Below are 14,246 nucleotides of genomic sequence, written 5' to 3' on the forward strand. Positions count from 1 at the left end.
TTAGCGATTGGCGCTGGTTGCGACAAGGGCACGGGCGGCGGCGATATCTGCATGGATCGCCGTCTTGAGCGCCTCCAGAGAGGCAAAACGCTGCTCTTCACGCAGCTTATGGTGGAAAACCACCGTCAAACGCCGGTCATACAGATCGCCGGCAAAATCCAGAACATGTACTTCAAGATGGGCCTTGCCATCGCCCTGGACCGTGGGGCGCACGCCGATGTTGGCGACGCCGGGCCAGGTCTTGCCGTCGATCTCGACACTCACCAGGAACACCCCGGTCAGCGGCACGCGACGTCGCTTGAGTTGCACGTTGGCCGTCGGCGTGCCCAATTGGCGCGCCAACTTCTGCCCGTGCAGGATCCGCCCGGCAATCCGGTACGGCCGGCCGAGCAAGCGCTCGGCCAATTCGAAGTCGGCAGCCGCCAGGGCATTGCGGACCTGGGTGCTGCTGACGCGCAAGCCATCCATCTCGACGGTCTGCGCCGCCTCGACGGTGAACCCCTGGGCGATACCGGCCTGTTGCAGGTAATCGAAATCCCCGGACCGATCACAGCCGAAACGGAAATCATCGCCGACTTCCAGATGCTTCACATCGAGACCGTCCACCAGGATGGTATCGACGAATTCGGCGGCACTGAGCTTGCTCAGGCGCTGGTTGAAGGCCAGGCACAGGACCCGGTCGACACCTTCGGCAGCCAGCAGTTGCAGTTTGTCCCGCAACCGGGCCAGACGGGCCGGGGCGGTGTCCGGGGCGAAAAACTCCCGTGGCTGCGGCTCGAAAATCACCACGCAGCTGGGCACGCCCAACTCCAGCGCACGCTCGCGCAGTCGCGCCAGGATAGCCTGGTGGCCACGGTGAACACCGTCAAAGTTGCCAATAGTGGCGACACAGCCCCGATGCTGGGGGCGCAGGTTGTGGAGGCCTCGAACCAGCTGCATAACGCGCTTCTTGCTCATAAAGTGGCCGATTATAACCACACCCGGCGGCCGACGACAGGCAACACCGCACGCCAAAGTGATCGAACCGACAAAACCACTGCCCGGCCCGGCATTATCGAGGGCTCGCCCTTAGCCCAAGGCCTTGCGATTGAAGTCGCGCAGACGGAACCCCATCAGCAGCAACATGCCGAAATACGCCACCACACCGGCAACCACCAGCCCACCCAGGCGCAGGAAACGCGCGAGCATCTGCCCCTCGCCCCAGGCCGGCATGAAATGCATCGCCCCCAGCAGGACCGCCGACATCACGGCCACGGCCACCAGCAGCTTGAGGCCGAACTTGCCCCAGCCCGGCTGTGGCTGATACATCTTTTGCTTGCGCAGTTGATAAAACAGCAGCCCGGCGTTGAGGCAAGCGCCGGCACTGATCGCCAGGGCCAGGCCGGCATGAGCCAACGGACCGATCAGCAACAGGTTGAACAACTGGGTCATCACCAGGGTGAAAATGGCGATTTTCACCGGTGTGCGGATGTTCTGCTGGGCGTAGAACCCTGGCGCCAGCACCTTGATCACGATGATCCCAAGCAAGCCCACCGAGTAAGCGATCAGCGCACGCTGGGTCATCAAGGCGTCGAACGCATTGAACTGGCCGTACTGGAACAACGAGACGGTCAACGGCTCGGCCAGGATCCCCAGCGCCAGGGAACACGGCAGCACCAGCACAAAGCACAGGCGCAGGCCCCAATCGAGAATTCGCGAGTATTCGTGGCGGTCCTGGCTGGCGTAGGTCTTGGCCAGGGTGGGCAGCAGGATCGTGCCCAGGGCCACGCCCAGCACGCCGGACGGCAACTCCATCAGGCGGTCGGCGTAGTACATCCACGACACCGAGCCGGCCACCAGGAACGAGGCGAAGATGGTGTTGATGATCAAGGAAATCTGGCTCACCGACACCCCGAGGATCGCCGGCAGCATCTGCTTCATCACCCGCCACACGCCGCTGTCGCGCAGGTTCAGCCGCGGCAGCACCAGCATGCCGATCTTTTTCAGGTGCGGCAGTTGATAGAGCAGTTGCGCCAGGCCACCCACCAGCACCGCCCAGCCCAGGGCCATCACCGGCGGGTCGAAGTACGGTGTCAGGAATACGGCGAAGACAATCATGCTGACGTTGAGCAAGGTCGGCACAAAGGCCGGCACGGAAAAGCGGTTCCAGGTGTTGAGGATCGCCCCGGCCAGGGACGACAGGGAAATCAGCAATATATAAGGAAAGGTCACCCGCAGCAGATCCGTGGTGAGCTGGAATTTTTCCGGGGTGTCGGTGAAGCCCGGCGCCGTGGCCCAGATCACCCAGGGCGCGGCGAGCATGCCGGCGGCTGTGACCAGCGCCAGCACCAAGGTCAGCAGGCCGGTGACGTAGGCAATGAATGTGCGGGTTGCCTCATCGCCTTTCTGGCTTTTATATTCCGCCAGGATCGGCACGAAGGCCTGGGAGAACGCTCCCTCGGCGAAGATCCGCCGCAACAGGTTGGGCAGCTTGAAGGCGATGAAGAAGGCGTCCGTCGCCATCCCGGCGCCGAATATCCGTGCGATCAGCGTATCGCGAACGAACCCCAGGATGCGGGAAAGCATCGTGATAGAGCTGACGGCGGCCAACGATTTGAGCAGATTCATGAAAAGAGTTTTTGCCTGTCGATAAACAGCAGGCGAACAACGCGCCCACTTGTGCGATACTCCGCGCCGCTAAACAGTGCAGAGCCAAAGCCCGCGAGTTTACAGGTCGCACGCCGGAAAGAAATCCTTCGGTGCGCAGCACCTGCCATTCAGCGGAACGCGTCACCCGCCCTTGACAAGACTTCAACTCATCGGCATGATTCGCGGCCTATTTTGTTTGCTATTTCCCAAAAAGTCTTTCGAGGAGCTCGACGGTGGCCAACACACCTTCCGCCAAAAAACGTGCAAAACAGGCTGAGAAGCGTCGCAGCCACAACGCCAGCCTGCGTTCCATGGTCCGTACCTACATCAAGAACGTAGTCAAGGCCATCGACGCAAAAGACGCTGAAAAAGCTCAAGCTGCTTACGTTCTGGCTGTGCCAGTTATCGACCGTATGGCCGATAAAGGCATCATCCACAAGAACAAGGCTGCTCGCCATAAGAGCCGTCTGAATGGCCACGTAAAGGCCCTGAACGTTGCCGCTGCTGCCTAAGCGACGCGCTCGTTAAAAAACCGACCTCAGGGTCGGTTTTTTATTGCCCGGGATTCTTCATTCAGAACATTGTGGGAGCGAGCTTGCTCGCCCCCACAGGGCTATGTGTTGATTATTGAGTACGAGCCCACGGCAAGATCGGAATAGCCGTCACCGCATTCTGCGGGCTGCCCTCGATCACGCGGTCGCTGTAGACCAGGTACACCAGCGTATTGCGCTTCTTGTCGAGAAAGCGCACCACTTGCATGGTCTTGAATACCAGGGAAGTACGCTCCTTGAACACTTCCTCGCCATCCTTGAGCTCACCCTTGAAGTTGATGGGCCCCACCTGGCGACAGGCAATGGACGCCTCGGCGCGATCCTCGGCAAGGCCCAGGCCACCCTTCACGCCGCCGGTCTTGGCCCGCGACAGGTAACAGGTCACACCCTCCACCTTGGGATCATCGAATGCCTCGACCACGATCCGGTCGTTCGGCCCGACAAACTTGAACACCGTCGACACCTGGCCAATTTCCTCGGCCGACGCCAACAGCGGCACTGCCAGCAGCAAGCCGATCAATCCTTTTGCCAAACCCATGATTTTTCCTTAGACGAGGATCAGGTTGTCACGGTGGACCAGCTCAGGCTCCGCCATGTAACCCAACAGACCGACAATCGCATCAGACGATTGACCGATGATTTTCTGCGCTTCCAGGGCGCTGTAGTTGGCCAGGCCACGGGCGATCTCGCGACCGTCCGGCGCCACGCACACCACCATTTCGCCGCGACGGAAACTGCCCTGGACCAGTTTCACACCCACCGGCAGCAGGCTTTTGTTGCCCTGGGACAACGCCGTCACGGCCCCCGCATCCAGCACCAACGTGCCACGGGTTTGCAGGTGCCCGGCCAGCCATTGCTTGCGCGCCGCCAGCATGCCGCGCTCAGGGGACAGCAAAGTGCCGATGCGCTCGCCCGCCTTCAGACGATCCAGCACCCGCTCCAGCCGACCGCCGACAATGATAGTGTGAGCCCCGGAGCGCGCCGCCAGACGCGCCGCACGCAGTTTGGTCTGCATGCCGCCGCGCCCCAGCGCACCGCCCGTGCCGCCCGCCACCGCATCCAGCGCCGGGTCGTCGGCACGGGCTTCGTAGATCAGCTTGGCATCGGGGTTATTGCGCGGATCGGCGTCGAACATGCCGTCGCGATCCGTGAGGATCACCAACAGATCCGCCTCCACCAGGTTCGCCACCAGCGCAGCCAGGGTGTCGTTATCGCCGAAACGGATCTCATCGGTGACCACCGTGTCGTTCTCGTTGATCACCGGGATGACCTTCAACTCCACCAGCGCACGCAAGGTACTGCGGGCATTGAGGTAGCGCTTGCGATCGGACAGGTCGTCGTGGGTCAGCAGAATCTGCGCCGTATGGCGACCGTGCTCGGCAAAGCTCGACTCCCAAGCCTGCACCAGGCCCATCTGGCCGATGGCGGCGGCGGCCTGCAGCTCATGCATCGCGCTGGGTCGCGACGTCCAGCCCAAACGGCTCATACCGGCCGCCACAGCCCCCGAAGAGACCAATACCAACTCGACGCCAGCCTCATGCAAGGCCACCATCTGCTCGACCCACACCGCCATTGCCTGGCGATCCAGCCCCTTGCCATCCGCCGTCAGCAGTGCGCTACCGATCTTCACGACCCAGCGCCGCGCACCCGTCACCTTGCTCCGCATCATCTTCAACCTTTGCCAGCGAACGGCGCGACCCAGCGCCGCCCATGGGATTATTCGTATTTGCGTTTTACAGATACCAAAACGCCGCTCGAATGAGCGGCGCCTTGGGAACCGGCTTGCCGGCGATGATAACACTGCGCTGAAACACTTGAACCTGTGGGAGCGAGCTTGCTCGCGATAGCGGCGTGTCAGCTAACGACTATGTCAACTGACAGACCGCTTTCGCGAGCAAGCTCGCTCCCACAGGGCTCCCACAGGTCCTGGCTTCACGCCAGCACAAGATCAGTCGCGAACGTAGATGATTTCCGGACCGTCTTCGTCATCCACATCTTCTTCGTCCCAATCGTCGTCACCGATGTCATGGACCGACTTGACGCCACTGCGGCGCAGGGCGCGCTGGTCATCCAGCGCCTGCAACTGGGCACGGGCCTCGTCTTCGATGCGCTGATCGAGCTCAGCCAGCTCTTCCTTGTAGGCCGGATCGTTGGCCAGGCGGTCGGCGCGATCTTCCAGGTAACGCATGATGTCGTGGCACAGGCGCTCGGTGCCTTCTTTGGCGATGGCCGAGATCACATAGACCGGACCTTCCCACTCCAGGCGGTCGACGATTTCCTTGACCCGCTCCTCATGCTCTTCTTCAAGGATCTGGTCGCACTTGTTCAGCACCAGCCAACGATCACGCTCGGCCAGGGCCGGGCTGAACTTGGTCAGTTCGTTGACGATGACTTCGGCAGCATCGGCGGCATCGGTTTCATCCAGCGGCGCCATGTCGACGAGGTGCAGCAACAGGCGGGTACGGGACAAGTGCTTGAGGAAACGAATCCCCAGACCCGCGCCCTCGGAAGCCCCTTCGATCAACCCCGGAATGTCGGCGATCACGAAACTCTTCCAGCGGTCGACGCTGACCACGCCCAGGTTCGGCACCAGGGTGGTGAACGGGTAATCGGCCACTTTCGGCTTGGCCGCCGATACCGAGCGAATGAAGGTACTTTTACCGGCGTTCGGCAGGCCCAGCAGGCCCACGTCGGCCAACACTTTCATTTCCAGCTTCAGGTCACGCTGCTCGCCGGGCTTGCCTGGCGTGGTCTGGCGCGGCGCACGGTTGGTGCTGGACTTGAAACGGGTGTTGCCCAGGCCGTGCCAGCCGCCATGGGCGACCAGCAGACGCTGGCCGGCCTTGGTCAGGTCGCCGATCACTTCCTGGGTGGCCGAATCGATCACCGTGGTGCCGACTGGCACGCGCAGGATCAGGTCTTCGCCCTTCTTGCCGGTGCAGTCGGTGCTGCCGCCGTTGGAGCCACGCTCGGCATCGAAGTGCCGGGTGTAACGGTAGTCCACCAGGGTGTTGAGGTTTTCGTCGGCGAGCATGTAGATCGAGCCGCCGTCACCCCCATCACCGCCGTTCGGGCCACCGTTTTCAATGAATTTTTCCCGACGGAAACTCATGCAACCATTGCCGCCGTCGCCGGCCTTCACTCGAATCGATACTTCATCAACAAACTTCATGACACACGCCTCTCGCCATACGGACGAGCCAAAAAAACAAGACATAAGACTCTTGCAAAAATGAGCGCAGCGACCTGATGACACGCCCCAACCGCAGCACCGACAGCCCATACAAACAGTTTTGCAAGAGACTCACCCCACAAACGAAAAAGCCCCGTCGCAAGACAGGGCTTTTCCAGCGGTCTCGCAATTAAGCTGCGATAACGCTTACGTAACGACGACCGAAGGCGCCTTTTACTTCGAACTTGATCACGCCTTCGACTTTAGCGAAGAGGGTGTGATCTTTACCCATGCCCACGCCGTAGCCAGCGTGGAATTGGGTGCCGCGCTGACGCACGATGATGTTGCCTGCTTTGATAGCCTGGCCGCCATACATCTTCACGCCAAGGCGTTTGGCTTCTGAGTCGCGACCGTTACGGGTACTACCACCAGCTTTTTTGTGTGCCATGAGTTCAATTCTCCTAGTGAGGAATTAGGCTGAAATTAAGCCTGAATACCGGTGATTTTGATCTCGGTGTACCACTGGCGGTGGCCCATGCGCTTCATGTGGTGCTTACGACGACGGAACTTGATGATGCGGACTTTATCGTGACGACCTTGGGAGATCACTTCAGCCACAACGGTAGCGCCAGCAACGACTGGAGCGCCGATATTCACGTCATCGCCATTGGCGACCAACAGAACGCGATCAAAAGTCACGGATTCGCCGGTAGCGATTTCCAGTTTTTCGATCTTCAGGTATTCACCTGGGGCGACCTTGTATTGCTTGCCACCAGTAACAATTACTGCGTACGACATGGTATTTCTCCGATAATCCTGCTCACCCAGCGCTTTATAGGAAGAGGTATTGGCTGGCATGGCTGCATGGGCTGGAAGGCCCGGATGCAATTGCGTAAGGCAGGTGCTGCCCAGGAAGTTCAGGGTGCGCGATTGTACGCAAGCCGCGAGAGCCTTGCAAGTAGCCGTCTATCGCGCCTTGACACCTGCGGACGTGGGTCCTAGCATGCCGCGCAACCCTTCTGGAGCACCTGTCGCTGATGCAACCCCAAGCTTTCTACCGCGCGGTGGCGGACGATTTTAGCGCCGTCGACGGCATCATCAAGAAGCAGCTGACTTCCCGCGTGCCTCTGGTATCGAAAATCGGCGACTACATCACTTCGGCGGGTGGTAAACGCCTGCGTCCTTTATTGGTGCTGCTGTGCGGCAAGGCCCTGGGTCGCGAAGGCGACGACATGCGCCTGCTGGCCGCTACCATCGAATTCCTGCACACCGCGACCCTGCTGCACGACGACGTGGTCGACATGTCGGGCATGCGCCGTGGCCGTTCGACCGCCAACGCCATGTGGGGCAATGCCCCGAGCGTGCTGGTGGGCGACTTCCTGTATTCGCGCTCGTTCGAAATGATGGTCGAGCTGGGCTCGATGCCGGTGATGAAGATCCTGTCCCAGGCCACGCGCATCATCGCCGAAGGCGAAGTGCTGCAGTTGTCCAAGGTACGCGATGCCAGCACCACGGAAGAGACCTACATGGAAGTCATCCGCGGCAAGACCGCGATGCTCTTCGAAGCCTCGACCCACAGCGCCGCTGCCCTGGCCGGTGCCAGCGCCGAGCAGAGCGAAGCGCTGCGCACGTTCGGCGACCACCTGGGCGTGGCCTTCCAGTTGGTGGACGACCTGCTCGACTACAAGGGCGACGCCGAGACCCTGGGCAAGAACGTCGGTGACGACCTGGCCGAAGGCAAGCCGACCCTGCCGCTGATCTACACCATGCGCGAAGGCACGCCAGAGCAGGCGGCGCTGGTACGCCAGGCGATCCAGAAAGGCGGGATCGAAGACCTGGAAAGCATCCGTATCGCGGTCGAAGCTTCCGGCTCGCTGGAATACACCGCGCAACTGGCCCGGGACTACGTCGCCCGCGCGATCAAATGCCTCGACGCCCTGCCGCCCAGCGAATACCGCGATGCCCTGGTGGAACTGAGCGAGTTTGCGGTCGCCCGTACCCACTAAACATCCCTGGGGCTTTTTTTGTGGCGAGGGGATTTATCCCCGCTGGGCTGCGTAGCAGCCCTAAAAGCCATTCCCGGTGTTCCAGGTAGATTGGGTTGAGCGCTGCTCTTGGGGCTGCTACGCAGCCCAGCGGGGATAAATCCCCTCGCCACAGATCTCCGAACGCAGCACCATCACCCTCCTCACAACAAAACCCTATATAATGTGCGCCCTTTTGCCCTCCTGATACCCAAGGAACCTTAGTGAGCACGTTGCCTCCCTGCCCGAAATGCAATTCCGAATACACCTACGAAGACGGCACTCAGCTGGTCTGCCCGGAGTGTGCCCACGAATGGTCCGCCAGCGGCGAAGCTGAAGCGGCGCCCGATGACACCGTGAAGAAAGATTCGGTCGGCAATGTCTTGCAGGACGGCGACACCATCACCGTGATCAAGGACCTCAAGGTCAAGGGCACCTCGCTGGTGGTCAAGGTCGGCACCAAGGTCAAGAACATCCGCCTGTGCGATGGCGACCACGATATCGACTGCAAGATCGACGGCATCGGCCCGATGAAACTCAAATCCGAGTTCGTCAGAAAAGTCTGATTCGGCTGTATTCCATCCCATGCCCAGCGTGTGGGATGGAGCTTCACCCTCCCCCGCTTCCCCCCCTTTCTCGGGCTCTAGCCAGGTGCCAGCCGCCTTGAGCTAGCACAACCCATCGTCAGAAAAACAATCGCAACGCCAATAGAGACTTGCTATTTAGCGAATAAGAATTATTCTCATCGAACCCATCAAGGAGATGAGAACCATGACGTATTTGATCGATGCCTGGCTGGACCGCCCACATCCCTACCTCAGGATCCTGCATCGGGAAACCGGGGAAGTCTGTGCGGTGCTTGAAGAAGAAGCCTTGAACGAGCTGCAGGACCAAGGAGACCTGGACCTCAACAGCCTCAATTCCAGTGAGCCGCTGGTGCTCAAGGAGCTGGTGCGCAATCTGTTCCTGTTCTGCTATGCCCGGGCGTTGCGCCCTACGGGGGATTTCAGCGGCAGGTTTCACGGATGAACGCAGAGGTCATGTGGGAGCGGGCTTGCTCGCGAAAGCGGTGGGCCAGTTCACGATAATGTCGACTGACAGTCCGCATTCGCGAGCAAGCCCGCTCCCACATATTTGCCCGGCATTAAACCAGGCAGGGTCTTACAGTACGTCCAGCAACTCGACGTCGAACACCAGCACGCTGTGCGGTGGAATGCTGCCAACGCCTTGAGCGCCGTAAGCAAGTTCGCTCGGCACGTACAGGCGCCATTTGCTGCCGGCATTCATCAGTTGCAGTGCTTCGGTCCAGCCTGGGATCACGCCGCCTACCGGGAATTCGGCTGGCTGGCCACGATCATAGGAGCTGTCGAACACAGTGCCGTCGATCAGGGTGCCGTGATAGTGGGTACGCACCTGATCCTCACGGGTCGGCTTGGCGCCTTCACCCTGGGTCAGCACTTCGAACTGCAGGCCGGAAGCCAGGGTGGTGATGCCTTCACGCTTGGCGTTTTCCGCCAGGAACGCACGGCCTTCACCGGCAGCGGCTTCAGCCTTGGCGGCTGCTTCGGCTTGCATGATTTCACGAATGACCTTGAAGCTGGCGGACATCTCGTCCTGGCCCACGCGGCTTGGCTTGCCGGCGAACGCGTCGGTCAGGCCGGCCAGGATCGCGTCCAGGCTGACACCCGGTGGCGGGTTGTCGCGCAGTTGGTCGCCCAACTGACGGCCAATGCCGTAGCTGACGCGGGTTTCGTCGGTGGACAGGTTAACTTCGGACATGATGCTGCTCCGCTGTGCGGACGGCTCGAGAGTGGCCGTGCGTGACACAGCGCCTCCCGGAGCGCCCGGAACCAAAAGGGCGAGCAGACTAGCACAGATGCCACGGCGGGTGACGAGCCCCCACGTCAAAGCAACCCGTCAGAAACGACAACGCCCGCCTGCAGTTCGCCAGGCGGGCGTTGCGCCAGCGCGATGAACGGGCCTCAGTGCTTGGTCAGTTTGTCCAGGTAGCCCATGGCAAAGGCCGAGACCACGAAGGTCATGTGGATGATTACGTACCACATCAGGTGCTCGGGATCGACGTTCTTGGCGTCCATGAAAATGCGCAGCAGGTGGATGGAGGAAATGGCCACGATCGAGGCGGCGACTTTCATCTTCAGCGATGAAGAGTCCATGGTGCCCAGCCAGTTGAGCTTTTCCTTGTCGGAGTCGATGTCCAGTTGCGAAACGAAGTTTTCGTAGCCGGAAATCATCACCATCACCAGCAGGCCGCCCACCAGCGCCATGTCGATCAGCGACAGCAGCACCAGGATCAGCTCGGACTCGGCCATGGCGAACACATTGGGGATGACGTGAAACACTTCCTGGAAGAATTTCAGCGCCAAGGCCAGCAAGCCCAGGGACAGCCCGAAATAGATCGGCGCCAGCAGCCAGCGGGAGGCGTACATTGCATTTTCGATAAAGCGTTCCATTGAGTCTCACACCTGGGCTGAAAAATCGCGGCGAGTATATCAGCCACGACCTGCCCCACAAATGCCGGGGCCATCCCTGGCCCCAGCTCTTGTGTCAAAATTTTTCTGCGAGTGCCCGTGCGGCGATGGCCTTCAATGCAGCGGACGAAACTCGAAGCCGCCGACATTGCGACAACGGCCTCCATTGATTTCACGCAGTTGGGCCTGCATGTGCAAGGACCAGATCTGCGGGTCGTCGGCCAGCTCATAACCGTGCAAGGTCAGGCTCTGCACAATGGTATCGAGTATGGATTCGGCGGCAGTCGGGCCGGGAAATGGCCCCTGCGCCTTGATGGCGGAGGGTTGTTCGCCAGCCATTCCGGCGGCGAAGAGCAAGGTCCACATACCGGTATCTCCCGCCAGGGGGCGGATGGCGCATTCGATACGGGTGACAAGGCCCAGGCATTGACGAGTGAGGCAAAGGTTGCGCGACATGGCGGCGCCCCTCGGTAGATCCGGTATTCAGTCTCGGGAGGGAGACTGTTTCGATCCAATGATGACTCTCGTTATCCTTGAGCTGAGGATAGAAGAAAAGTTCCGGCCCCACGGGTTTTCAAGACCAGAATACGCCGAGCGGTCATAGTGTGAATATTGACGCCAAAGTGGCGGCGTTTTTTTGAAACAGCCCCAAAAATTGTGGGAGCGAGCTTGCTCGCGATAGCAGTGTGACAGTCGACTGATGAGTAACTGAAACTCCGCTATCGCGAGCAAGCTCGCTCCCACAAGGAACTTCCACCGGAGGCTTGCGGCGGTCAGGAGAACATCAAGCCGGCTTGGCCTCCGCCAAGGCCTGCTGCGCCAGTTCCTTTTCCGCTTCCTTGATGTCGTCTTCGCTGATCATTTCCGCGATCACCCGCAGCCGCTCCACCACCCGGGCGTTGACGCTGCCCTCCGGGAACTCGCCGTTTTCATCCGGCTCACCGGCAGGCTCGCCCACCAGCAGGCTCAGGGCTTCGTCGGCCTGACGCACCGCATAGACATGGAACTGCCCGGCGCGCACGGCGGCCAGCACTTTCTCATCGAGCATCAGTGTCGCGACGTTGGCCTGGGGAATGATCGCCCCCTGCTCACCGGTCAACCCCCGGGCTTCGCAGAGGCGGAAGAAGCCTTCGATCTTCTCGTTGACTCCACCCACCGCCTGCACTTCACCGAACTGGTTGATCGAGCCGGTGATGGCGAAGCATTGCTTCAGCGGCGTCTTCGACAAGGCCGAGATCAGCGTACACGCTTCCCCCAGGGACGCACTGTCGCCGTCCACATAGCCGTAGGATTGCTCCAGGGCGATGCTGGCCGAGATCGCCAGCGGGAATTCCTGGGCATAACGGCTGCCCAGGTAACCGGTGAGGATCATTACGCCTTTGGAGTGGATCGGTTGGCCAAGGTTGACCTCCCGCTCGATGTCGACGATGCCGCTGCCGCCCGGGTACACCGTGGCGGAAATTCGCGCCGGCACGCCAAACGCCGAATCGCCGACCTCCAGCACCGTCAGGCCGTTGCATTTGCCAACGGCCGCACCTGCGGTGTCGATCAGGATGATCCCCGCCAGCATGTCGTCGAGGATCCGCGCCGAGACGCGTCCGGTGCGGGTGGCCTTGGCCTTGAGGGCACGTTCGATATGGCCGGCATCGGTCATCTCGTCACCGGCCAGCTGGCGGATGAAGTCCGCCTCGCTGACCAGTTGGAACAAGTCGCCGATACGCGCCGACAAGCGTCCCTGGTGTTCGGCCAGCCGGGCGCTGTAGGTCGCCAGGCGCGCCACCGCATCGGCGGTCAGCGGGGCCATGCCTTCTTCCGAAGTGCGGGTCTTGAGCAACTGGGCGAACTGCTCCAGGCTCTCGTCGCCCATCGGGATGTCTTCGTCGAAATCCACCAGCACGCGAAACATTTCCTGGAAGTCCGGATCCAGGTCCTGCAAGGCGTAATAGAGCTGACGGGCGCCGATGATCACGACCTTGACCTGCAACGGGATGTGTTGCGGCGTCAGGGTCACCGTGGCCAGCCGTCCCAGCTCACCCAGGGGCGACTCCATCTTCAGCTTGCGCGATTGCAGGGCGCGCTTGAGCGCATCCCATACGAACGGCTCGCCAAGCATTTTTTCCGCTTCAAGGATCAGGAAACCGCCATTGGCCCGGTGCAAGGCACCCGGACGTAGCTGTCGGTACGTGGTGTAGAGCGCGCCCTGGTCGGTACTGTACTCAATCCGGCCGAACAGGTTGTCGTAGGTCGGGTGCGGCTCGAACACCACCGGCGCGCCACCGCTGGACGGATGCCCGACCACCAGGCTTGGCGCGTACTGCTCTTCCAGCAGCTTGCGGGCGATGGCGTCGGTCTTGCTGTCGTCCACCAGTTGCTCGACCACAGTCTTGAGCAGATAGACCTGCATGGCTTGCAGGTAGCCACAGACCGCGGCGTTCTCCGCGTACTTTTCCGACAGCGGCGCCAGCAAGGGTTGCAGGGCCAGGGTGATGGTTTCTTCGTTGAGCTGGCGCAACTGGTTGCTGGACTCGCGCTTCCATTGCGGCAGGCTGGCGAGTTCTTCGTTCAAGCGCTCTTCCAGGCCGGAGATGTCCTCGTGGAAACGCTCACGCTCGGCTTCCGGCAACTGGGCGAATTCCGCCTCGTCCAGGGCCTTGCCTTCGCTCATCGGCGTGAAGGCGATGTTGCTGCTGTCACGGTACAGCGCGACATCCTTCTCCAGTGCCAGGCGCTCGATCACATCCAGGGCCCGGTCGTAGCGCTGGTTGAAGGCGCGATCGATGGCACTTTTCTTCTGCTGGTAGGACGGGTGCTCGAACACCGCCGGGAAGGTCGCCAGCAGGTTGTCGATCAGGCCGTTGATGTCACCGATGAACGCACCGGCCGTGCCGGACGGCAGCTCCAGGGCACGGGGCTCGCGGGGCTCATCGAAATTGTTGACGTAGACCCAGTCCGCCGGGGTCTGCAGGCGCTTGCCTTCGGCCTTGAGGTAGCGTTTGACGAAGGAAAACCGGCCGGTGCCGGGCTCGCCCATGACAAATACGTTGTAACCGGGGCGCGGCATGGCCACGCCGAACTGCAAGGCTTCGACCGCACGTTCCTGGCCGAGCACACCGCGGAAGGGCTCCAGATCATTGGTGGTAGAGAAGCTGAACTGTTCAGCGGAAAACGGACGGGTCAGCGCTTCGGGCGCTAGACGCAAGCTGGCAGCAACAGGATCAGGCATCGGGCTTCCTTACATCAGGCGGGGCAGATAGCGGCATTCTGGCGCTGCCTGCACCTGACTGGCAAGGAGCGCCTCAGGCCAAAGCATAGTCAATGGAAAAACCCCGGGCGCAGCCCCGTAAACAAGCGATCCCCGTAATGTTTTTGCAAAATGTCACGG

At 61.0% G+C, this 14,246-nt stretch carries 15 protein-coding genes; 4 read left to right on the plus strand and 11 right to left on the minus strand.

Annotated features, from left to right (window positions below; all coding sequences use genetic code 11):
- Positions 1–939, minus strand: a complete 939-nt coding sequence (gene ribF / locus BLP82_RS20825; protein WP_053125376.1) for a bifunctional riboflavin kinase/FAD synthetase — start codon at positions 937–939, stop codon at positions 1–3.
- A gap of 129 nt (positions 940–1,068) precedes the next feature.
- The gene (murJ, locus tag BLP82_RS20830; RefSeq protein ID WP_092172469.1) at positions 1,069–2,607 is read right to left on the minus strand and encodes a murein biosynthesis integral membrane protein MurJ; all 1,539 of its coding nucleotides are present in this window, start codon (positions 2,605–2,607) and stop codon (positions 1,069–1,071) included.
- Between the two features lie 254 nt (positions 2,608–2,861).
- Between murJ and rpsT the strand changes: the two genes are divergently transcribed.
- Positions 2,862–3,140, plus strand: coding sequence for a 30S ribosomal protein S20 (gene rpsT / locus BLP82_RS20835; protein WP_003185593.1), 279 nt, complete (start codon positions 2,862–2,864; stop codon positions 3,138–3,140).
- 112 nt (positions 3,141–3,252) lie between these two features.
- Here rpsT and BLP82_RS20840 read toward each other — a convergent pair whose 3' ends face one another.
- The 5 genes from BLP82_RS20840 to rplU form a co-directional block, all read right to left on the minus strand.
- A complete protein-coding gene (locus BLP82_RS20840) occupies positions 3,253–3,717 on the minus strand; it encodes a CreA family protein (protein WP_092172472.1) in 465 nt (154 codons plus the stop codon).
- Between the two features lie 9 nt (positions 3,718–3,726).
- The gene (gene proB / locus BLP82_RS20845) at positions 3,727–4,845 is read right to left on the minus strand and encodes a glutamate 5-kinase (RefSeq protein WP_072411890.1); all 1,119 of its coding nucleotides are present in this window, start codon (positions 4,843–4,845) and stop codon (positions 3,727–3,729) included.
- Positions 4,846–5,127: 282 nt separating this feature from the next.
- Positions 5,128–6,351, minus strand: coding sequence for an Obg family GTPase CgtA (cgtA, locus tag BLP82_RS20850; RefSeq protein ID WP_060740551.1), 1,224 nt, complete (start codon positions 6,349–6,351; stop codon positions 5,128–5,130).
- A 190-nt stretch (positions 6,352–6,541) separates the two neighbouring features.
- Positions 6,542–6,799, minus strand: coding sequence for a 50S ribosomal protein L27 (rpmA, locus tag BLP82_RS20855; protein WP_003205738.1), 258 nt, complete (start codon positions 6,797–6,799; stop codon positions 6,542–6,544).
- A 35-nt stretch (positions 6,800–6,834) separates the two neighbouring features.
- A complete protein-coding gene (gene rplU, locus BLP82_RS20860; RefSeq protein WP_003176051.1) occupies positions 6,835–7,149 on the minus strand; it encodes a 50S ribosomal protein L21 in 315 nt (104 codons plus the stop codon).
- Between the two features lie 239 nt (positions 7,150–7,388).
- On the opposite strand from rplU, the gene BLP82_RS20865 reads away from it, so the two are divergent.
- The 3 genes from BLP82_RS20865 to BLP82_RS20875 all read left to right on the plus strand — a co-directional run bounded on the left by BLP82_RS20865 (position 7,389) and on the right by BLP82_RS20875 (position 9,404).
- A complete protein-coding gene (locus tag BLP82_RS20865; protein WP_092172475.1) occupies positions 7,389–8,357 on the plus strand; it encodes a polyprenyl synthetase family protein in 969 nt (322 codons plus the stop codon).
- A 242-nt stretch (positions 8,358–8,599) separates the two neighbouring features.
- Positions 8,600–8,941: a zinc ribbon domain-containing protein YjdM gene (locus tag BLP82_RS20870; protein WP_018601013.1), complete on the plus strand. Its 342-nt coding sequence runs from the start codon at positions 8,600–8,602 to the stop codon at positions 8,939–8,941.
- 205 nt (positions 8,942–9,146) lie between these two features.
- Positions 9,147–9,404: a PA4570 family protein gene (locus tag BLP82_RS20875; RefSeq protein ID WP_003205743.1), complete on the plus strand. Its 258-nt coding sequence runs from the start codon at positions 9,147–9,149 to the stop codon at positions 9,402–9,404.
- A 132-nt stretch (positions 9,405–9,536) separates the two neighbouring features.
- Here BLP82_RS20875 and BLP82_RS20880 read toward each other — a convergent pair whose 3' ends face one another.
- The 4 genes from BLP82_RS20880 to BLP82_RS20895 form a co-directional block, all read right to left on the minus strand.
- Positions 9,537–10,154: a BamJ family beta-barrel-assembly machinery protein gene (locus tag BLP82_RS20880; protein WP_003205746.1), complete on the minus strand. Its 618-nt coding sequence runs from the start codon at positions 10,152–10,154 to the stop codon at positions 9,537–9,539.
- 203 nt (positions 10,155–10,357) lie between these two features.
- Complete coding sequence (locus BLP82_RS20885) at positions 10,358–10,846, minus strand: TIGR00645 family protein (protein ID WP_025215565.1); 489 nt, start codon at positions 10,844–10,846, stop codon at positions 10,358–10,360.
- Positions 10,847–10,978: 132 nt separating this feature from the next.
- Complete coding sequence (locus BLP82_RS20890; RefSeq protein ID WP_013694243.1) at positions 10,979–11,320, minus strand: PA4575 family protein; 342 nt, start codon at positions 11,318–11,320, stop codon at positions 10,979–10,981.
- 328 nt (positions 11,321–11,648) lie between these two features.
- Complete coding sequence (locus tag BLP82_RS20895; RefSeq protein WP_060740549.1) at positions 11,649–14,087, minus strand: Lon protease family protein; 2,439 nt, start codon at positions 14,085–14,087, stop codon at positions 11,649–11,651.
- Positions 14,088–14,246: the final 159 nt, after the last annotated feature.

The sequence above is a fragment of the Pseudomonas sp. NFACC37-1 genome, assembly GCF_900101575.1.
GTDB lineage: Bacteria > Pseudomonadota > Gammaproteobacteria > Pseudomonadales > Pseudomonadaceae > Aquipseudomonas > Aquipseudomonas fluorescens_AA.